Genomic DNA, 19,993 nt, shown 5'->3' on the forward strand with positions numbered 1-19,993 from the left:
TCGGTCACTTTCGAGAGTGAGTCAGATGGCTGTGACAGCCTGAATGGATCCATTAGCGCCTGACCGGCAACCTCGTTGTCCCGACGTCCCGGCGCAGCACCTGCGGAATCCTCCCCGAGAACGACCGCTGCCAGCTGCCACGTTGTTGCCTGACCGACGATGCAACCCCTCTTGACATTCGAGCCGCCTACGCGCTGACATCGTTGTTGGATGCTGGACCTGCACGTCGGCATCTGGAACGAAAAACAGTTAGTCGCAGGCGATTACGCGTTTTCCGCCGATGAGAAGACCTCGATCCAGGCCCGCTGGCGGCCATGCAGTACTTGGTGGCGTAGTCGATCACCGCGCAGATCCACCAGACCTCACCACCGATCGTTTCGAACTCGCTGAAGTCGGTCTGCCACACTCGATTCCGACCCATGGGCGGATCGTGGAATGCCTTGCGCTGCAACATCACCCATGTCTTGCGGTCGGCGATGAACACGATCAGCGGCAGACCGAACACGATGGAGCACCCGAGCGCGATCATCGGTGCACCCCGCCGATGAGCGACCAGCGGGCGAAAGTCTCACGCGGGCAGGCGCATTCGATGTCGCACTCCCCCTGAGGGCGGTTCGGCGTTCATCCAGGCCACCGCCCAGGAGGGCCGTGCGCCGGCGCGACTCGGGGACAGTAACGGCACCTACGGGGCGCTGCGCAAGGTCGCCAGGATGGTGTCCGGGATGCGTGTCCCTGATCGACCCGAACACCATTTCCGCTACGACCCAGCGAAATCGGATGCCTACGTTGCCACCACGCTGGCATGGCTCGGTGGTCCAGCGGCGGAGTCCTACGCGCGGCACGTTCTCGCCGATCTGGCGGGGCCGCATTCGCCCGCCCGCGCCGCATCGCGATGGCGAAACTGGACCTGGGCCTCGCGCTGGTCGCCGACAAGCCCGATGAGGCAGCTGACGTTGCGCTGGCCGTGGTGACCTCGGGCAACCTGGTGCCCTCCCACTACTGGCGCGTGTCCGAGGTGGTTTCCGGTATCGAACACCGAGATGTCGCGGACGCAGCTAGGGTGCGTGAAGCGTTCCGCGACACCTACGCCGTGTAGCAACCGCAGATTCGCACAGAGGCATGATCGGCGCACTCCCGAACGTGCCAGGACAGGCAGATACAAGCCGAACGCAGCGGTACTGGCGGGACGTTCTCCTAGCACGATGTTGATGCGCAATGTGGGCTCGACAGCCGACCGCTGACACCACTCTCACGAGACACACAAATAGAATGACGAGGTGCAGCGTGTTGCCGTGACGGATCCTTCGCGGGCGCAGCGGGCGGTTCGGCAGCAGGATGGTCGCGATGAGGGCGACGATCGTCGGCAGCGCCGTCGAGACGATCGTGGTACTGAGCAGCGCCGTGAACAACGCGGCCAGCAACCCGGTCAGGGCTTCGAGGATTTCGCGGTGGGTCATTTCCCGCCGCGGTGGCACCTGGACTGATGTGGACATCTACTACCTGACTCTCTTACAAAACCGGCTGGTGCTCATCGGTGCGGTGGATATGGGCGATGAGTGAGTTCCTGAGCTTGTGCACTGCCGCACACGCCTGCGCCGCTCGTGTTCGTCCCAGTCCGCGAGGGCGGTCTGCAGGCCTGCGGCGCGCGACGCCCGAACTCGTTGCAGCAGTTCGCGTCCCGCGTCGGTGATCCGTATGCGGGAGGCGCGACCGTCGGTGGGGTCGGCCTGCCTGCTGATGTATCCGGCGGCGACCAATTCCGCGACGTGCCTGCTCAATACCGACGCGCTGAGGCACAGATCGACGGCCAGGTCCACTTGCAGGCACGGCCCTTTGACCTCGAGAGTGCCCAGCACCGCGACTCCACCGGGTAGCATGGCCCCTCTTCCGGATGGACGAGGGCGAGACGAATCGCCCGGCTACAGCTCCTTGATCAGGCCCTGCGCAGTATCGGGTGAGACTGCCATGCCGACTCCCAGCACGAGATTAATTGCTTGCGCTAAGCAACTATTGCGGTGGCGTCGACATGCGCAGGCAGATATCGACTCGAACAGGATCTCGACGCGCGGCCGGTCACGTATGCGGCATGCTCGCGGCAACCTCGCGCCGCGATCGCAGCCCGAGCTTGGCCAGGATGTTCGATACATGGGACTGAACTGTGCGGCGCGACAAGAACATTTGCGCCGCGATATCGGGATTGGTGCAGCCTTCGGCGACGAGCGCGGCTACCTTGCGCTCGGTATCGGTCAGCGCCGCCCAGCCGGATTTGGGCCGGTTGCGTCGACCGCGGACACCTCGCCGAATGTCGTACGGTCGCACGCGTGCGACCGTACGGGCGGTGTCCCACGATGCGCCGAGGCGGCTGTAGATCCCGATCGCGGTATCCAGCGAACGGCGGGCATCGTCATCGCGTCCTGCGGCGGCGAGCAGCACAGCGGCGTTCTCGTGAGCCTGCGCTTGGTAGAGCAGCCGCCCGGACCGCCGGAAGGCCCGGGCCGCCGCCAGCACGCTCTCGGAATCGCGCTCGGCCAGACCTCGACACAGCAGTGCTGTCCCGATCCTGGAGGCGGTCGGCTGTCGCGCCACGAGTTCGTCGGCGCCGACCACTACCGACCGCGCCGCATCCTTATCGCCGAGGTCCGCGGCCAGTCGGGCGATATCCGGGAAGATGTAGTACAGCGTCGCCGCGGCCGAATGGTCGGCGAGTCGCTCATGGGTGTCGACGAGCAGCTTCAAGGCGAGGTCCGGATGGCTGTGTGCCTCGTGCGTCAACGCCTTCGCCCACAGGTGCAAGTGCGCGTAGCCGGTGGTACCCGCGAAGTCGTCCGGGATGGGAATACGGTCCACGTCCGGCAGGAACGTGCCGCGGTGAATACCGATGAGCGCCGCGAGGCTATCCGCAACTGTCGCGTACCCGAGCACGTCCGGCGCCGCGCCGATGCTGCATTCGGCCACCGCGTCATCCCAGCGACCGTTCAGCAGGTAGAGCCGCGCCTTGGCGACCAGGTTCGCGGACTGGGACATGCCAGGGACACGGCGGTTGTGCGCTATCGCCTGATTCAGCACGTCTTCGGCATCGGCCAGGCGATCGAGCTCGATCAGACAAAGTGCCCGCAGCGCGTATGGATCGAACTGGTCCGGTCCGGTACCGACGGTCGAGGCGATGGGTATCCGGGTGCTCGACTCCAGTGCCTCGATGAGATCGCCTCGGATGTACCGGACCGCGCCCACGGCGCTGAGGCCGTATCCGATAGTGCGGGGATCCCCACTGGATTCCCCCATCGCGATCGCGATTCGACCCGCTTGCTCGGCCGCATCGAACCGCTCGAGGAATACATTGTCCACCGCGCACATGCCGTGAAAGCGGCCCACCGCCTCGACATCGAGATCCATTGTGCTCAGCGCCGTTTCGGCGATATCGACGGCATCGGCGATTCGGCCCCGGGCTCGGCAGACATGGGCGAGCAGCCAGCGCATTTCGATATCTTCGCCGTACTCCGACCGCGTCGACAGCGCAACGCGCACTTCGGCCTCCGCCTCGGCAGTTCGACCGCTCCGCAGCAGCGCCTCGATATACCGGCGGATCAGCGGTGGGTTATCGGACTCCGTCGTCGCGCGCCGCAGCAGTCGCACCGCCAGCTCGGGCGCTCGGAAAGCCAATTTGTCGGCTACCGCTACCAGCCAGTCGACGCTGGTGTCATCCAGTTCGTAGTCGGCGACCGCCAGATAATGTGCGATCCGCTCGATCGGCGCGTTGGTCGTCTGCAGTACCCGACCAGCCGTGCGCAGCAGACCAGCGCGCACCGTGGCAGGTAGCTGATCCGACAGCACCTGCCGGATCAGGTCATGCCGGAACACCACTTCGGAGTCGACAAGTGCGAGCACTCCGGTCGCCATCACGTCACTGACGACGCTCCATACCTCCAGGAGGGGGCGGTCCAGAATCGCTGCCAGTTCCGTGACGTCGACGACCGGGCCGAGCGCGGCGGCAGTCGCCAGCACGTGCAGGGTCCGGCGCGGCAGAAAGTCCAACCGCCGCGAAATCGCCTGCGCGAGTGTGGTGGACGGGCGCTGCCCGGCGACTGCCTCGGCGATGTCGGCGGCGGCGATCAGCGTGATCGCCTGCTCACGCAGCAAGGCGGCCACCAATTCGGTGATGTAGCGCGGATTTCCGCTCGCACCCGCCACCGCCCGCAGCAACCCCGGGCCGGGGGTGGCACCGACGATATGCGACACCAATTCCGCCGCTGCCCCGGCGGATAGCCCGCCGAGTCGTATCAGCGGAGCGCGGCATGCGCGGAGTTCGGCCGATAGCGCGGTGAACGCGGAGTCCTGAGGCTGTGGGCGGGCACCGAGCAGCAGCAGTAGCGGTAGCTCATCGACGCGGGCGCGCAGCCGCTGCAACACCGACACGCTCGACGCGTCGGCCCAGTGGACGTCGTCCATGATCAGCGCGAGCGGGCCGGTAGCGCACCAGGTCTCGATGTGATCGAGGATCGTCTCGGCGATGACGATCTCGTGCCCTGCCTCGGCGGCGCGCGCCCGAATGTCGCGGTCGAGCAAGGCACGGATCGGATCCGCGCCAGGCGTGTCGGGGTCGAGCCAGGAGCGCAGCGCGGCGAACGGGACGGTCTGCCGAAGTTCGGTGGCGGCCCCGAGTCGAATACGCAGGCCCGCCGCCGCGCACCGCACCCTGGCCGCGTCCAACAGAGACGTCTTGCCGATACCTGGTTCGCCCTGCACCAGCACGACGGCACCCCGCCCCGCGGCGGCCCGTCCCGCGAGCGCCGCCAGCATCTCGATCTCGCCATCACGACCGATGACCGCCGGCGTGCCGTATTCCGGGGAAGGCCGCGTCAACGAACTGGGCATGCCGGAGCCCGATCACCGATCCCGACTGAATCCGGCACCACGTCGACATGCCCGGAGGGAGATACGGCAATGGATGGCAAATCCCATTGTCGTGCCGATTTTTCGGCGCGGCAGGCGACATTCCATCCGAACGGCATCAGGTGGACGCGTTCCCCGTATTGCCCCAGTTGCGCGGCAAGGTCGGAAAGCACATCGAGTGTGTCGGCGACGTGGGTGAGGACATCCAGTGGACCGGCCTCCGGCGTGAACCGGCTACCCGAGGTTGCGCATTGCGGGGCTCCGGTGATAACGATATGGGCCGCCTCGCTCACGAGGCACAGGTACCGGATCGCGCGGACGGCCTCGGTGTTCAAGGGCCAATCGCCCGGTTCGACGACGACTCGCACTACCAGGCAATCGACGAACCTCTGCATCACCCCCACCGTCGCGGGGTCGACGGCCACGGCGCAGGGACCGGCCGCCACCAGTGCGTATTCGTAACTGCGCCAACGACTTCCGACGCCCCTCATCCGAGAGACCTCCCCCGCGGACGCTGCTGAAGGCCGGTCATGGCTGGGTCGGCACCTGCTGGCCGACGACACCGCAGAGGGTGTAACAGAATACGAACGGCACCACACCGTCGTTGAACCATGCGTGTGGGGTGCCGTGCTGGATCACGCAATCGCCGACTCGCAGCGATACATCGACGCCGTCGCCGAGACGCAGGCGGCCCTCGCCGCTGAGCACGACGATGAAGTCGATGCTCACGGTGCTGTGCATGCCGGGCGCCGCGGGGTCGAAGGCCGCCATCATCCCCGGCAGTTTCGCCTCCGCTTCCGCGACGACGGCCGTCATCGCCTCCTCGGACAGGTCGGCATCGGGCTCATAGGTCAGCCCCGGGGGTACCGAGATGAATCCGAAACGCAGCCCGCCCGGACCGGGAAAATAGCTCGTGTCGGTCTGCGCAGGCAGCTTGTCCACCGGCAGCTCGGGAAGTTCGTCGAGCTCCCACATCCGATGGATCTCGGTGCCGGGCAGCAGCGCCAATGTCAGCGGGTCGATGGTTTCGTCCGCCAGCACCCGTCCCTGTCCGGTTCCGTTGTCGCCGATCATGATTCTGCGCATTTGAACTCCTGCATATCGTCCGCAACCAGCCGAATCGGGTCGGCACCGATGGCCGCACCGGCCGATCCGGGCCTCAGCTATCCGGACCGTATCCGCGGCCCGCGCAAACCCGCATGTCCCGAAGCGCATGAGCATTGTCCGAATGCGCAGACCTCGAAACCCGGCAATGCTTGCTCCAGCGGTGATCCGCGCGGTTCTGCACTAGGCTTCGTTCAGAGTTGGGGCCGACGCCCGGGCCACCGATGATCGTCGAATCGGAGGCGATATTCATGAATCAAGCGGCTATCGCCGACTCCACCACGACGAGTGTGGTGGATCCACATGAGCGAGCCGAGTACTGGGCCGATCTGATCAGCACATACCACTGTCGGCTCGGCTACAGATTCCCGAGCAGCACCGACTTCCAAGGGCACACGCAACTGCGGCGCACCGACGCCTACCAGCTCGTCGGGTGGAAATCGGATGCTGTCACCTACCTTCGCAACCCGAGCCATATCCGCGCCGACCCCGATGACGACTACCGGCTGATCGTTCCGCTCGCCGGGCGACTGTCCTTCCGCACCGCCGACGGGTACGGGATCCTTGCCCCGGGAACAATGGCCCTGGTTTCCGTCGACCGCCCCTACGCGATGTCCATGTCCGACGGCACGCGCGGGATGATCATGACCATTGCGCGCAAGGAGATCAAACATCGCCTCAACCGCGTCGTTCCACCCGATCACCCACTGGATCTCACGACCGGGCTCGGGCGGGTGACCGACGGGATTCTCCGCGGCATGCACAGCGAATCCGCCGCACTCACCGACCTCCAATTCGACAGCGTCTCCGAACGGCTGGTGGATCTGCTCTGCATGCAGATCCTCGGCGAACCGGCGAGTTCGCCCACCCATCTCGCCCATGTCGAAGCGACCGCTCGCCGGTATATCCACGACCATGCCGAAGATCCGGACCTCACCGGCACGCGCGTCGCCGTTGCGCTCGGCTGGTCACTGCGGCAAATTCAACTGGCGTTCAGCAATGCAGGCACCACGCCCAGCGATGTCATCCGGGAAGAACGCCTGCGACTGGCGCGCGACCGCCTGCGCAGCCCTGCCTACCAGCATCGAAGTATTACCGATATCGCATCGGACCTCGGCTTCGGTTCGATGAGCAGCTTCAGCAAGGCCTTCCGCCGGCGCTTCGACGTCACACCCGGCCAGCTCCGCGAGGACCGGCGGGCCGCATCCGAGGGATGATTTCAGCAGCGACCGGCTGGCACGATCACGCTATCGTCGCTGCGTGGACTCCCTGCGCCAGCTGCGGTACTTCGTCGCCGTCGCCGAAGAACTGCATTTCGGGCGGGCCGCCGAACGCCTCGGCATCGCGCAGCCGCCGCTGAGCCAGCGCATCCGCAAACTCGAACAGGATCTCGGCGCCCGGCTCTTCGACCGGGACAGCCGACGCGTCGAACTCACCGAGGCGGGTCAGATCTTGCTCGTGGAGGCCCGCGATCTACTTGCCCGCTGGGACCGCGCGCAACGGCTGGTGGGCAAGGCGCATCGGGGTGAGATCGATGCGCTGCGGGTCGGTGTCCCACCCGAACTGGCCGGACGGGTGCTCGCGGCGATCCTCACCGCATTCGAAAGCCGCGACGTCCGCGTCGATCTACAGGAACTGACCACCGCCGAGCAGATCCGACTGCTCGCCGACCGTCAACTCGATGCCGGACTGCTGCAACATCCGGTAGATGTGGTCGGACTCGAGCTCGGACCCGAGGTGGAGACGCCGCTCGGCGTGGTGCTGCCGCGCGACTCGCCGCTGGCCACGCGCTCCGCGCTCACCCTCGCCGACCTGGCCGGACTCGGCCTGGTGATCTTTCCGCGGGCCGCCGCGCCCGGACTCTACGACGCGACACTGCGCACCTGCTGGGAGCACGGCTTCCGGCCCACCCGCGTCCAGCACGCGCGCAATCCCGAATTCGTGCTCGGCATGGTGCTTTCCGGCCGCGGCGTCGCCTTCGACCAGGGCATGGTCGCGCAAAAGGAACCGCGCGTCGTCTGGCGACCACTGACCGACGCACTGAGCTGGCGGCTCTCGCTGGCCTGGCCGGCAGCGGCGCCGCATCCGCTGGTCCGCGAACTGGCCGAGCTGATCGTGACGGTCATCCACGGCGACGGCGCATCGCGGCCCGCGCCCGCTCAGGAGGTAGCGCAGCGGCCGTGGAATGTCGTATTCGGCAGATCGTGACGGATGCGGTGAATCGCCAGCCGCGCGGCCGCGCCGATCGCATGATCCACCTCGGGCAATCGCTGGGCCACCGTATCCGCCCTGGTGAATACCGCTACGGCATAACGACTTCCACCGGGATATGCCACCACCCCGATCTCATTGCGAATCGCGGGCAGTGATCCGGTCTTGCCCCACACCGACACCTCCGAGGGGAAGGCCGCGGCGAGCCGGTGCCAGTTGAGCTGCCGGCCCATGAGCTCGCGCACCCACCGGCAGGCGGCGGGATCGCCCGCGCGATCCTGGCCGAGCAGGGTGAGCAGCCGGGTCATATCGCGCGGCGTGCTCGCGGTCGTGCGCAGCGGGTCCATGGCCCGGGTGGCAAGCACTTCCGACACGCTCAGGGTCGGGAAGCGTCGCGCGAACTCGGCGGTGTCGGATGCGCCGATATCCTCCGCCATGGTCTGAACGACATCTCTGGGCGAGCCGACGATCCGCGTCTCGGTGAGCCCCAATTCGCGCACCAGCGAGCGCACATTGTCCAGGCCGACGCGATCGAAGAGCAGGTCGGCGGCGGTGTTGTCGCTCACGGTCAGTGCGAAGAACGCCGCATCGCGCAGGCTGAACTCGACATCGTCCAGACATCCGGCGGTGCCGACGCCACCGAGCCGGTCCGCCGCGCTCGCCCGCACCCGATCGGCCGGGTCGAGCTGACCCGCGACCACCTGGCGGGCGAACTCCAGCACCAACGGCACCTTCACCACCGACGCCAGCACCACCGGTTCATCGGCACCGAGCCCCACCGCACCGGCGCAATCGAAACATCGGGCGTGCACCCATCCGCGCACACCGGCCTTACGGAAGATCTCCTCCACGACTGCCAAACTTCCACACGGGACTGCTCCGAGTCAGCTTGACTCTCCCGCCGATGGAGGGTTCACGCTCGTCACCGTCCGAGATTTCGACACCGAAGGGCTCACGATGAAACTCGATCTGGCCAAGAGCGACCGGCACTACTATGACGCCACCCGGGAACCCGAACTGCGCACCTTCGACACCTACGGCTATCTGACGGTCACCGGCTTCGGCGCACCCGGCGGCGAGCGGTACACCGAGGCGGTGCAGACGCTGTACCGAACCGCGTACGGCGCCAAGAAGATCGCCAAGGCGGACGGCCAGGATTTCGTGGTGCCGAAGCTGGAGGGCCAGTGGTGGGTGAACTCCGATGAACCGCCGCTGTCGGTGCCGCGCGAGCAGTGGCAGTGGAAGCTGATGATCCGCATGCCCGAGGTGGTCACCGCCGAGATGGTGTCCGGGGCGACGTTCGAACGGTTGACCGAGGGGGAGGCGATCCAGGTCATGCATATCGGACCGTATGCCACCGAACCGGAAACGCTGGCCAGGATGGAAGCGTTCATGACCGCCGAGGGGTTGCTCATGAACGGCCGCCATCACGAGATCTACCTCTCGGATCCGCGCAGAGCCCCCGGCGCGAATACCCGCACGATCCTGCGTCATCCCGTGCGCCGCGCCTGAGATCTACTGTGCGGCAAGCGGTTACCAGGCTCGTCCGAGATAGCCGAGCAGTCGACGGTGTGCGGGCGCGTCCGCGGGTACCGTGACCTCCTCGTCGAACATCCCCGGCTTGCGAAACCCGTCGAGTCCGCCCATGGCGTGCATGGTGGTCAGTAGCTCGGCGCACAATTCGTCATCGGCGAGGTCGGGGCGATCGATGGCCACCGCGATATCGACGCCGTGCGCGACGACCTCGGTGAGATGGACCATGGCGGCCGCCGGACCGGGGAGTTCGCCGACTGCGATGCGCACGGTGCCGGTCAGGGCGTCGGGGCGATGCCAGGCGGCGCGGTCCACCTCGGCGGCCGCGGCGAACGCGCCCTGCGGATCGATGCCCAGCCAGTCGTCCTCGAGTCCGGCGCCCGCATCGGTCCCGCTCACCCCGGCCGCGAACCGGTGCATATTGCCGACGGCGTGATTGAGCACCGCATGCACATCCCAATCCTGACACGGCGTCGGCGCCGCGAGCCGGTCGCCGTCGACGGCGGCGATCACGATCGCACCCGTCATATCCAGTGCGCGGTCGATCTGTCCGATCACATTGTCCATGGGCATCCTTCGCTCGAAGCGTCAGCAGAAGAGTTAGCACAACCGGGTGACATCCAAACTCGATCCAACGCCGCCCAGATCACGGAATCCAGCACGGCAAGGACCCAAAAAGATTGCGCCGATTCTTTTCCGGATCGAATGCACCGAGATGTGAACGGCCCTATCGAGTTCCGCCCAGCAGTGCGGACCGCCAGCCGATAGGGCCGACGGTCCGCAGTGACGTATACGAAATCCGTTATCCGAGAACCGGATAATTGGCGCGGATCACCGACTGCGGATCACGCGCCCGCTTGATCTCCCGCAACCGCGCCAAGGTCGACGAGTCGAATGCCGCGGCGGCCGTCTCCTCCGGAGTGAGGAAGGTGTAGGGCTTGAGCCCGCTGATGTGCGCGCCGATCGCATCGATGATCTCGGCCCGCCGGGCCTTGACCGCCTCGGCGATATGCGGAAGGCCGAGTCCCAATGCGTAGAGCAGATAGGGCTCGGTGACCGGTCCGCGCGCGCCACCGTCCGCACCCGCCCTGGCGAATGCGCCGCCGAGATGGCGGATCTGGATATCGACCAGCGGTGCGACCGGCTCGTCGAGCAGGGTTTTGACGACCGCGGCGCCGAGGTCGGTGAGCAGTTCGGCGCGGGACAGGGACGGGCTGGGATCGGTTGGCTCCGTGGTGATTTCGCCGAGACTCGCCACCGACAGCGCGCCGCGCTTATCGGCGAGCGGCCCGTCGATCGCGTCCAACCGGGTCAGCAGGGACCGCCCGACCTCGGGATCGCCGAGGTAGGCGACATCCAGCGCGACCATCGGCGGCGCGTCCGGGAACTGGAACCGGTGAAACCACACCGACAGTTCGTCGGGTGCGTCGGCGGTGATCTCCTGGAATGCCTCGAAAACCTCCGCCGTGCGCGCACCGTGCCACATGACCCGCCCGCCGTAGAGCCCCGGCGCCGGGAAGAGATCGAATTCGAGCGCGGTCACCACCGCGAAATCGCCGCCGCCACCACGCAATGCCCAGAACAGCTCCGGATCGTTCGTGGCGGTCACCCGAGTTCGTGCGCCCTCGGCGTCGACGATCTCGAAGGCGCGCACCGCATCCGAGGCCCAACCGTGCTTGCGTCCGAACCAGCTGAGCCCGCCGCCGAGGGTGTATCCGGTGACGCCGACCACCGGATTGCTGCCTGCGAGTCCGGTGAGTCCGTGCACCGCGGCCGCGGCCTGCACCGAGCCCCAGTTCACGCCCGCGCCGACCTTCGCCACCCGCCGCTCGGCATCGATCTCGACACTGTCCAGTCCCCCGGTACGCAGCAGAATCGCGTCCGCCACCCCGCCCGCGGCGCCGTGCCCGGTCGGCTGCGCGATCACCGGTACCCCGGCTCGACGTGCGTGTGTCACGACCGCCGCGACGTCATCCGCATCGTCGGCCCGCACCACCGCGGCGACCGGCTGGGTGACCGTCAGGGTCCACGGCTGCGCCGCCGCCTCGAAGCCCGCATCACCGGGCACCAGCACCCGGCCGGATAGTTCAGCGCGCAGATCCTCGAATGTCATTGGTATTGCCTCACTTCGCAGCTGTGCTCGAAAGCACCTGCGGCCCGTGGATCGTGCCGCGACTACCCCAATGACGAAATAGGAGCGGCAAATGTAACAGCGGCCGCCCGAGCTTCTCGGACGGCCGCTGCGAAATCAGGTTTTATCAGGCCCTTCGTCGGACTCGGCGTCCTTCTCGTCGAGCCGGGCGATACCGGGTTCGGTGCCCTCGTCGGCCGCCTGATCCGGTTCCGGATGTTCGGGCTCGAAGGTCGCGGGCAGGCCCTTGAGATGCCGGTTCATCGACCGCACCAGCAGCACGGTCCCGGCGAGCAACACCAGAATGATCACCAGACCGAGCGGCGACGCCTTGCCGAATTCGGGTCCGGTGGGCGTGCCGGGAGATTGCGCGAGGAGAACCAACATCACTGGTGCTCGTCTTCGATACCGGCGAACAGATCGGTCTCCGGCCGCGTGGAGTCGACCCTGGACTTGGCCAGTTCGAACTCCTCGGTCGGCCACAGCCGCTGCTGCATTTCCATCGGAATCGCGAAGAACGCGCCGTTGGGATCGATCTGGGTGGCGTGCGCGCGCAGGGCGTCATCGCGCTGCGGGAAATACTTGGCGCACTCGATCTGGGTGGTCACCCTGGTCATGCCGTCCGGGCGGCCCTGCCGGTAGGCGCGCGTCCGTTCCAGCCACTCCTGCAGCGGAAACGGCTCACCGATCCGCTCGTATTCGGCGGCGAAGACATCCAGGCGGGCCATCGTGAAGCCGTGGTCGTAGTAGATCTTCAGCGGCTGCCACGGCTCGCCCGCATCCGGAAAACGATCCGGATCGCCCGCCGCCTCGAACGCGGCCATCGACACCTCGTGGCAGCGGATGTGATCGGGATGCGGGTAGCCGCCGTTCTCGTCATAGGTGGTCATCACATGCGGCTTGAATTCGCGCACCACGCGGACCAGCGCCTCGACGGCTTCGTCCAGCGGGACCAGCGCGAAGCAGCCCTCGGGTAGCGGCGGCAGCGGATCGCCCTCGGGCAGGCCGGAGTCGACGAAACCGAGCCAGGTCTGACGCACACCGAGTGCGGCGGCCGCGGCCTCCATCTCCTCGCGCCGGATCTCATCGATCCGCTCCAACACGCCGGGGGTGTCCATCGCAGGGTTGAGAATGCTGCCGCGTTCGCCGCCGGTCAGCGTGACGATGAGGACATCGTGCCCCTCGTCGGCATACCGTGCGGTCGTCGCGGCACCCTTGCTGGATTCGTCGTCGGGGTGCGCATGAACCGCCATGAGCCGAAAGCCACTCACGTCTCGTTCACCTCATCAACCACCGTCATACCTCGTACTCTCCGCCGCCGGGGTCCGATCTGCCTGTCCCTATAGTTCCATTCGACAGACTTTTGTTCCGACGTACCCCCCGGAGTGAGACGGCATGAGTGAAACGCCCGGTGACACGCCGATCGACCGACGTGCCGACCGGTACGGAACCGCGCCACGCCCGACGCGCCGCTGGATTCCGTTCGCACTCGGCGCGGTCGTGCTCGCCGCGGGTCTCGGGGTCGCCTACGTCGGCTTCCAGAAGTACGGACCGGAGGATATAGGCGCCGAGCAGCTCGGATACACCGTCGTCGACGATTCGACCATCTCGGTCCATCTCAAGGTCACCCGCAAAGATCCGCAGCATCCGGTGGTGTGTTTCGTCCGGGCGATGGCCAGGGACGGGTCCGAATTGGGCCGCCGCGAGGTGCTGATCGAGCCGTCCGGCAGCGGCACCATCGAGCTGACGACCACCGTGCGCGCCTCCGCCCGGCCGGTGTCGAGCAGCATTTACGGCTGCAGCGATGACGTGCCGAAGTATCTACGGGCGGGCTGATTCCAGGCAATACGCCACTGAGCGGTCTGCAAAATGAACGCCGACCTGCATGTTTGTGATTCATGCTAAAATGGCGTGATACACGGTTCCGGGGCTCGGAGCCGTGTTTGCTGCATTGGCGGCCAGCGCTGTCAGTTCCGGGTTAGTGAGTTTGCCGGACCTGAGGCCTGTCGGGGTTCGATGAACTTCCCCAGGATGGCACTAGCCGTCGGCTGGTGCGTGCCCGCCCCCTGTGGGCACTGCAGCGGATCAGGGAACCCGGCCTCGGCCGGGAACAACTACTAGGGAGTGATCGAGATGACTGAGACGCAAGTGACTTGGCTGACCCCGGAGTCGCACGACAGGCTCAAGGGTGAACTCGACGCGCTCATCGCCAATCGTCCGGTCATCGCCGCCGAGATCAACGAGCGCCGCGAAGAGGGCGACCTCAAGGAAAACGGCGGTTACCACGCCGCGCGTGAAGAGCAGGGTCAGCAGGAAGCGCGCATCCGGCAGCTGCAGGAGCTGCTGAACAATGCCAAGGTCGGCGTCGCGCCCACCAAGTCCGGCGTCGCATTGCCGGGTTCGGTCGTCAAGGTCTATTACGACGGTGACGAATCCGACACCGAGACCTTCCTCATCGCGACCCGCGAAGAGGGTCTCAACGACTCCAAGCTCGAGACCTACTCGCCGAATTCGCCGCTCGGTGGCGCGCTCATCGATGCGAAGGTCGGCGATACCCGTGAGTACACGCTGCCCAACGGCAAGACCATGAAGGTCACGCTGGTCAGCGCCGAGCCGTACCACAGCTGATCTCAGGCCCGAAGCCATGAAGAGCGGCCGCATCCGGAAAGTACGGATGCGGCCGCTCTTCGTTTCCATATCTAGTTCGCGAGTGCCTGTTCGACGTCGGCCAGCAGATCGCTGACGTCCTCGATGCCCACCGAGAGCCGGACCAGATCGTCCGGCACTTCGAGCTGCGAGCCCGCGGTGGAGGCGTGCGTCATGGCGGCCGGGTGTTCGATCAGCGATTCCACGCCGCCGAGCGACTCGGCGAGGGTGAAGATCTTGGTGCGCGAGCAGAACTCGTGCGCCCCATCTTTGCCGCCGTTGAGCCGCACCGAGATCATGCCGCCGAAGCGCTTCATCTGCTTGTCGGCGATGGCGTGGCCCGGATGCTCGGCCAGGCCTGGGTAGATGACCTGTGCAATGGCCGGATGCCTGGTCAGGAATTCGGCAATGGTTTCGGCGTTGTCGCAGTGCCGATCCATCCGCACCGCGAGGGTCTTGGTGCCACGCAGGGTGAGGAAGGCGTCGAACGGGCCGGGCACCGCACCCGCACCGTTCTGCAGGAAAGCGAATGCCGCATCGAGTTCCGGATCGTTGGTGATCAACGCACCGCCCACGACATCGGAGTGCCCACCGAGATACTTGGTGGTCGAATGCGTGACGATATCGGCGCCGAGCAGCAGCGGCTGTTGCAGGTACGGCGTGGCAAAGGTGTTGTCCACCACCAGTTTCGCGCCCGCGACATGCGCGACCTCGGCGAGCGCCGAAATGTCACCGATGCTCAGCAGCGGGTTGGTGGGGGTTTCGATCCAGATCAGCTTGGTGTTCGGACGGATCGCCGCGCGCATCTCGTCGACATTGAATACATGTGCGGGCGAATGCTCGATGCCCCACTGGCTGAAGACCTTGTCGATCAGCCGGAAGGTGCCGCCATAGGCGTCGTCGGGGATGACGATGTGGTCACCGGGGCGCAGCGTCGCCCGCAACGCACAGTCGGTGGCGGCCATGCCGGAGGCGAATGCGCGTCCGTAGCGGCCCGATTCGAGCGCGGCGAGGTTCGCCTCGAGTGCGGTCCTGGTCGGGTTGCCGGTACGGCCGTATTCGTAGCCTTCGCGCAACCCGCCGACCCCGTCCTGGGCGAACGTCGAACTCGCGTATATGGGCACGTTCACCGCACCGGTCCGCGCTTCGGGTTCGTATCCGGCGTGCACGGCTCTGGTGGAGAATCCCAGCTCAGCTCTGTTCGTTGTTCGCTCGCTGCGCTCGCTCATGGGGTCAGCCTAAACCCGGGCGATCGGCGGGCTATCGACCGGATCATCTGTTGTGACCCGATCCCGGCTTTCGCGGCGGCGACGGCGGTAGGTTGAGCTCATGCTGAGCGTTGATGAACTGTTCGCGATCGATGCCCTGTTGACCGAGGACGAGCGCGAGATCCGCGATACCGTCCGCACGTTCGCGAATCATCGGTTGCGGCCGCAGATCGCGGAATGGTTCGAGGCAGGGACGTTCCCGGCCCGTGAGCTTGCGCCGGAACTCGGCAATGTCGGGTTGCTCGGTATGCACCTGGAGGGCTACGGATGCGCGGGCCTTTCGGCGACCGCCTACGGTCTGGCCTGCCAGGAGCTCGAGGCGGTCGATTCGGGTGTGCGGAGCATGGTTTCGGTGCAGGGTTCGCTCGCCATGACCGCGATCCACAAGTTCGGTTCCGAGGAGCAGAAGCAGCAGTGGCTGCCGGATATGGCGGCCGGGCGCGCGCTCGGCTGTTTCGGACTCACCGAGCCGGATTTCGGCTCGAATCCGGGTGGCATGCGAACCAGGGCCAAGCGCGACGGCACCGACTGGGTGCTCAACGGCTCCAAAATGTGGATCACCAACGGGTCGGTGGCCGATATCGCGGTGGTGTGGGCGCAGACCGAGGACGAGGGCAGGCAGGTGGTACGCGGCTTCCTGGTCCCGACGGACGCGCCCGGATTCACCGCGCGCGAGATGCATCACAAGTTGTCGTTGCGCGCGTCGGTGACGGCGGAGCTGGACTTCGACGACGTGCGGCTGCCCGCCGATGCGGTGCTGCCGCAGTCACGCGGACTGAGTTCCCCGCTCGCCTGTCTGAGCGAGGCGCGGTTCGGCATTATCTTCGGCGCGCTCGGTGCGGCGCGCGACTGTCTGGCCGCGACCATCGAGTACGCGCGGACCAGGGAGGTGTTCGACAAGCCGCTGGCCGCCTACCAGCTGACCCAGGCCAAGCTCGCCGATATGGCGCTCGAGTACGGCAAGGGCCAGCTGCTCGCGCTACAGGTCGGCAGGTTGAAGGATCGCGGCGAGGTGCTCGCCGAGCAGATCAGCGCGGGCAAGTTGAACAGCACCCGGGAGGCCATCGCCATCGCCCGCGAGTGCCGGACCATCCTCGGCGCCAACGGCATCACACTGGACTATCCGGTGCTGCGGCACGCGAACAATCTCGAGTCGGTGCTCACATATGAGGGCACGGCGGAGGTGCACCAGTTGGTGCTCGGAAAAGCGCTCACCGACTCGAACGCGTTTCGGTAGCAAACCCGGGAGTCAACGCAGGTCGCGGGGGTCGTCGTAGCGCATGTATTCGCCGGTCCGGGAGAAGCCGCCTTGGTGAGAGAAGTCGTCTTGTATGGCCTCTGTCCAGCCTTGGCCGCGGGCGGCTTGCTGGTCCATCCAGATTTGTTCGCGGACGGCGTCTTCGCGGCCGCGATGGTAGGCCTGGGCGTGGCCCTTGACGATCCGGCCGATCATCGCGCCGTAGGACAGGCCGCCGAGCATATTCGTGACCATGTCGCGCACGGCGTGTGCGATGGCGCCGGCGACCACCACGATGACAATCGCGACGGCGGCCTGGGGCAGCCAGGAGATGATGCCGTTGAGCATCGCGCTGACCGGATTCGGGCCGAACACCCCGAAGCCGAGTTGCAATGCGATCAGCAGGATCGCGTAGTAGGCGAGTTTCGCGAGCAGATCCGAGGCGTCATAGCTGCTGCGCGCGAGCATCTGCTCGAGGCCGCCATGCTCGACCAGTCGGTCGAAGCCGACCCGATCCAGCACGCGAACCACGATCGCCGCGACCATCTTCGCGATGATCCAGCCGATGAACATGATGACCAGGAATCCGGCCAACTTGGGGACGAATGTCGCGATAGAGCTCCAAGCGTCGGAGAACCCTGTCTGGAAATCGATAGCCGAACTGGAGGTGTGCATGGCCCTTCCCTTCGCTATCCGATTACGCCGAGGCGGTTTGCCGAAGCGGGCTTCGAGGCCGGTTATACCCCGCGCTCACCACCAGAATTGCCTAGTTTGCGAAGAATTTGCCAAATTCAGACAATCGGGGCACAACGTTTATTGCAGACTGGTCGGCCCTCTTTCACAACGCGAATTACACCGTGTAGAGAACATTGTTACTGCCTGTCATCGCTGTGCCATCTTGATGTCACCGAATCGGCAAGGGACGAGGCGCAAGCTTTATCGCATCGAAATGTCCGTGGAGGTACACGATGCACGCGCTCTCATCCTACCCGGCCTGCCGGTTGCTCTCGATCCCGTTGGGGGCCAGCCATGTTCGTGCGTAGTAGCAGCCCGATCATCGAGGGCGCGCGAGCGCTGCCGGATCAACGTGAATTGGTCGCCGCCTTCGGCGGACATCCGGTCGAGCCGGGGCAGGATCATCCGCTCATTCCGCTGGCACACGCGCTCGCCGACCTGCACCGGCAGCGTCACGGCGATCCGCTCGCCACCGCCGGAATCGATTGCCGCCGAGCCGAACTCGTCTCCGCCATCGATACCTGGGTGATCACGCGAGTGCCGCAGCGGCGCTCGACCGCACATATCCGCGCCGAATCCATCGGCGCGACCATGGATCGGATGGCCGCCGCCTACGTGCACGCCAGCCACCTACTGCATACCGCCGAGAAGGTCACCGACGATCGCGTGCACGCGGCCTGGTACCGCCTCGCTCTGCTCGCCGATCAATGGACCGACCTCATTATCGGTGCCGCCCAAGTCAACTCGCGCCCCCGCCGGACCGCATGACGGGAACGCGAACACTCAGATAGAGCCTGTGCTCAGGAATCCGAGCAGATCGTGGCGAGTGATCACACCGACGGGCTTGCCGTCCTCGACCACCATCAACGCATCGGTATCCGACAGCGCCTTGGTCGCGGCCGAAATGGGCTCGCCCGAGCCGATCAGCGGAAACGACGGGCTCATATGCTGGGCGACCGAATCCGTCAGGTTCGCACGGCCTTCGAAGACCGCCGACAGCAGGTCACGCTCGGTCACGCTGCCCGCGACCTCGCCCGCCATCACCGGCGGCTCGGCGCCGACGACCGGCATCTGCGAAACCCCGTACTCGCGCAGGATTTCGATCGCATCGCGCAGGGTCTCCGACGGGTGGGTGTGCACCAGATCCGGCAGCGCACCCGACTTGCCGCGCAGCACATCGCCGACCAGCGGCTCCGCCGCGCCGTCCATCCGATCACGCAGGAAGCCGTAGGAGCTCATCCACTGGTCGTTGAAGATCTTGGACAGGTAGCCGCGGCCGCCGTCGGGCAGCAGTACGACCACGATCGCATCCGGATCGCGCCGGGCGACCTCGATGGCCGCGATCACCGCCATACCGCAGGAGCCGCCGACCAGCAGGCCCTCCTCGCGCGCGAGCCTGCGGGTCATATCGAAGGAGTCGGCATCGGAGACGGCGATGATCTCGTCCGGCACGGCCGGGTCATAGGCCGAGGGCCAGAAGTCCTCACCGACGCCCTCGACCAGATACGGCCGACCGGTACCGCCGGAGTACACCGAACCCTCGGGATCGGCGCCGACGATCTGCACCTTGCCGCCGGAGACTTCCTTCAGATACCGACCGGCGCCGGTGATGGTGCCGCCGGTACCGACACCGGCCACGAAATGGGTGACCTTGCCGTCGGTATCGCGCCAGATCTCCGGGCCGGTGGTCTCGTAGTGGCTGTCCGGGCCGCCAGGGTTGGAGTACTGGTCCGGCTTCCACGCGCCGTCGATCTCGCGGACCAGCCGGTCGGAGACGCTGTAGTAGCTGTCCGGGTGGTCCGGGGGCACCGCGGTCGGGCACACCACGACTTCGGCGCCATAGGCGCGCAGCACGTTGCGCTTGTCCTCGCTGACCTTGTCCGGGCAGACGAATACGCACTGGTAGCCGCGCTGCTGCGCGACCAGCGCGAGCCCGACGCCGGTATTGCCGGAGGTCGGCTCGACAATGGTGCCGCCCGGCCGCAATGCACCGGAGGCCTCGGCCGCCTCGATCATCTTCACGGCGATGCGGTCCTTGGAGCTACCGCCCGGATTCAGATATTCGATCTTGGCCGCGACAATGCCTGCGTTGGGACCCACCACCGAGTTCAATCGAACCAGCGGCGTATTGCCGATGAGGTCAACGACGTGATCAGCGATGCGCATGCCCCTATCGTTGCAGAAGGGATCGGTATCCGTGCGCGCGCGTCCAGCCCGACAAATCGCACATGACGGTGA

Annotated in this window: 22 protein-coding genes; 9 read left to right on the forward strand and 13 right to left on the reverse strand. The window is 66.2% G+C overall.

Translation table 11 applies throughout. The features are described from left to right. Positions 1 to 187: 187 nt before the first annotated feature. Positions 188 to 529, reverse strand: a complete 342-nt coding sequence (locus ACZ60G_RS02305; protein WP_465806516.1) for a hypothetical protein — start codon at positions 527 to 529, stop codon at positions 188 to 190. A gap of 273 nt (positions 530 to 802) precedes the next feature. Here ACZ60G_RS02305 and ACZ60G_RS02310 point away from each other — a divergent pair, with 273 nt between their 5' ends. Both ACZ60G_RS02310 and ACZ60G_RS02315 read left to right on the forward strand, forming a co-directional pair. Beyond that, positions 803 to 1,096 (forward strand): hypothetical protein, encoded by a 294-nt coding sequence (locus tag ACZ60G_RS02310; protein WP_465806518.1) that lies wholly within the window; start codon positions 803 to 805, stop codon positions 1,094 to 1,096. A 248-nt stretch (positions 1,097 to 1,344) separates the two neighbouring features. Then, positions 1,345 to 1,560, forward strand: a complete 216-nt coding sequence (locus ACZ60G_RS02315; RefSeq protein ID WP_465806770.1) for a hypothetical protein — start codon at positions 1,345 to 1,347, stop codon at positions 1,558 to 1,560. Here the strand turns inward: ACZ60G_RS02315 and ACZ60G_RS02320 are convergent. The 4 genes from ACZ60G_RS02320 to ACZ60G_RS02335 form a co-directional block, all read right to left on the reverse strand. Beyond that, positions 1,497 to 1,877 (reverse strand): MarR family winged helix-turn-helix transcriptional regulator, encoded by a 381-nt coding sequence (locus ACZ60G_RS02320; RefSeq protein WP_465806520.1) that lies wholly within the window; start codon positions 1,875 to 1,877, stop codon positions 1,497 to 1,499. The genes ACZ60G_RS02315 and ACZ60G_RS02320 overlap by 64 nt on opposite strands. 196 nt (positions 1,878 to 2,073) lie before the next feature. Beyond that, complete coding sequence (locus ACZ60G_RS02325) at positions 2,074 to 4,872, reverse strand: ATP-binding protein (RefSeq protein ID WP_465806522.1); 2,799 nt, start codon at positions 4,870 to 4,872, stop codon at positions 2,074 to 2,076. Next, a complete protein-coding gene (locus tag ACZ60G_RS02330) occupies positions 4,857 to 5,381 on the reverse strand; it encodes a hypothetical protein (protein ID WP_465806524.1) in 525 nt (174 codons plus the stop codon). The genes ACZ60G_RS02325 and ACZ60G_RS02330 overlap by 16 nt, the downstream gene beginning before the upstream one ends. Positions 5,382 to 5,418: 37 nt before the next feature. Further along, on the reverse strand, positions 5,419 to 5,976 hold the full coding sequence (locus tag ACZ60G_RS02335) for a cupin domain-containing protein (RefSeq protein WP_465806526.1): 558 nt from the start codon (positions 5,974 to 5,976) through the stop codon (positions 5,419 to 5,421). Positions 5,977 to 6,245: 269 nt separating this feature from the next. Here ACZ60G_RS02335 and ACZ60G_RS02340 point away from each other — a divergent pair, with 269 nt between their 5' ends. Together ACZ60G_RS02340 and ACZ60G_RS02345 are read left to right on the forward strand one after the other, a co-directional pair. Beyond that, entirely contained in the window at positions 6,246 to 7,211 is a 966-nt protein-coding gene (locus ACZ60G_RS02340; RefSeq protein ID WP_465806528.1) for a helix-turn-helix domain-containing protein, read from the forward strand. A 43-nt stretch (positions 7,212 to 7,254) separates the two neighbouring features. After that, positions 7,255 to 8,202, forward strand: coding sequence for a LysR substrate-binding domain-containing protein (locus tag ACZ60G_RS02345; protein ID WP_465806530.1), 948 nt, complete (start codon positions 7,255 to 7,257; stop codon positions 8,200 to 8,202). Here ACZ60G_RS02345 and ACZ60G_RS02350 read toward each other — a convergent pair. Then, entirely contained in the window at positions 8,154 to 9,056 is a 903-nt protein-coding gene (locus tag ACZ60G_RS02350) for a serine hydrolase (RefSeq protein ID WP_465806531.1), read from the reverse strand. The two genes, ACZ60G_RS02345 and ACZ60G_RS02350, sit on opposite strands and share 49 nt — an antisense overlap. A 106-nt stretch (positions 9,057 to 9,162) precedes the next feature. Here ACZ60G_RS02350 and ACZ60G_RS02355 point away from each other — a divergent pair, with 106 nt between their 5' ends. Continuing rightward, complete coding sequence (locus ACZ60G_RS02355; protein ID WP_465806532.1) at positions 9,163 to 9,717, forward strand: GyrI-like domain-containing protein; 555 nt, start codon at positions 9,163 to 9,165, stop codon at positions 9,715 to 9,717. 21 nt (positions 9,718 to 9,738) lie between these two features. On the opposite strand, the gene ACZ60G_RS02360 is transcribed toward ACZ60G_RS02355, so the two are convergent. The 4 genes from ACZ60G_RS02360 to mca form a co-directional block, all read right to left on the reverse strand. Then, complete coding sequence (locus ACZ60G_RS02360; RefSeq protein ID WP_465806533.1) at positions 9,739 to 10,305, reverse strand: TIGR03086 family metal-binding protein; 567 nt, start codon at positions 10,303 to 10,305, stop codon at positions 9,739 to 9,741. Positions 10,306 to 10,540: 235 nt separating this feature from the next. After that, on the reverse strand, positions 10,541 to 11,851 hold the full coding sequence (locus ACZ60G_RS02365; RefSeq protein WP_465806534.1) for an FAD-binding oxidoreductase: 1,311 nt from the start codon (positions 11,849 to 11,851) through the stop codon (positions 10,541 to 10,543). 135 nt (positions 11,852 to 11,986) lie between these two features. Then, on the reverse strand, positions 11,987 to 12,256 hold the full coding sequence (locus tag ACZ60G_RS02370) for a hypothetical protein (RefSeq protein WP_465806756.1): 270 nt from the start codon (positions 12,254 to 12,256) through the stop codon (positions 11,987 to 11,989). Next, positions 12,256 to 13,122 (reverse strand): mycothiol conjugate amidase Mca, encoded by an 867-nt coding sequence (mca, locus tag ACZ60G_RS02375; protein ID WP_465806758.1) that lies wholly within the window; start codon positions 13,120 to 13,122, stop codon positions 12,256 to 12,258. The genes ACZ60G_RS02370 and mca overlap by 1 nt, the downstream gene beginning before the upstream one ends. Before the next feature lie 142 nt (positions 13,123 to 13,264). Here mca and ACZ60G_RS02380 point away from each other — a divergent pair, with 142 nt between their 5' ends. Together ACZ60G_RS02380 and greA are read left to right on the forward strand one after the other, a co-directional pair. Beyond that, on the forward strand, positions 13,265 to 13,705 hold the full coding sequence (locus tag ACZ60G_RS02380) for a DUF4307 domain-containing protein (protein ID WP_465806535.1): 441 nt from the start codon (positions 13,265 to 13,267) through the stop codon (positions 13,703 to 13,705). A 297-nt stretch (positions 13,706 to 14,002) separates the two neighbouring features. Beyond that, entirely contained in the window at positions 14,003 to 14,497 is a 495-nt protein-coding gene (greA, locus tag ACZ60G_RS02385) for a transcription elongation factor GreA (protein WP_040695247.1), read from the forward strand. A gap of 71 nt (positions 14,498 to 14,568) precedes the next feature. On the opposite strand, the gene ACZ60G_RS02390 is transcribed toward greA, so the two are convergent. After that, positions 14,569 to 15,744: a cystathionine gamma-synthase gene (locus tag ACZ60G_RS02390; protein WP_465806538.1), complete on the reverse strand. Its 1,176-nt coding sequence runs from the start codon at positions 15,742 to 15,744 to the stop codon at positions 14,569 to 14,571. 100 nt (positions 15,745 to 15,844) lie between these two features. Between ACZ60G_RS02390 and ACZ60G_RS02395 the strand changes: the two genes are divergently transcribed. Beyond that, positions 15,845 to 17,020 (forward strand): acyl-CoA dehydrogenase family protein, encoded by a 1,176-nt coding sequence (locus ACZ60G_RS02395; RefSeq protein WP_433524951.1) that lies wholly within the window; start codon positions 15,845 to 15,847, stop codon positions 17,018 to 17,020. A gap of 12 nt (positions 17,021 to 17,032) precedes the next feature. Here the strand turns inward: ACZ60G_RS02395 and ACZ60G_RS02400 are convergent, their stop codons facing one another. Continuing rightward, on the reverse strand, positions 17,033 to 17,695 hold the full coding sequence (locus tag ACZ60G_RS02400) for a membrane protein (RefSeq protein ID WP_465806539.1): 663 nt from the start codon (positions 17,693 to 17,695) through the stop codon (positions 17,033 to 17,035). A gap of 354 nt (positions 17,696 to 18,049) precedes the next feature. Between ACZ60G_RS02400 and ACZ60G_RS02405 the strand changes: the two genes are divergently transcribed. Continuing rightward, positions 18,050 to 18,523: a DUF4254 domain-containing protein gene (locus tag ACZ60G_RS02405; RefSeq protein ID WP_465806540.1), complete on the forward strand. Its 474-nt coding sequence runs from the start codon at positions 18,050 to 18,052 to the stop codon at positions 18,521 to 18,523. Between the two features lie 15 nt (positions 18,524 to 18,538). On the opposite strand, the gene ACZ60G_RS02410 is transcribed toward ACZ60G_RS02405, so the two are convergent. Then, positions 18,539 to 19,921: a cystathionine beta-synthase gene (locus tag ACZ60G_RS02410; protein WP_465806541.1), complete on the reverse strand. Its 1,383-nt coding sequence runs from the start codon at positions 19,919 to 19,921 to the stop codon at positions 18,539 to 18,541. Positions 19,922 to 19,993 lie beyond the last annotated feature (72 nt).

Source organism: Nocardia sp. NPDC102475 (genome assembly GCF_055584605.1).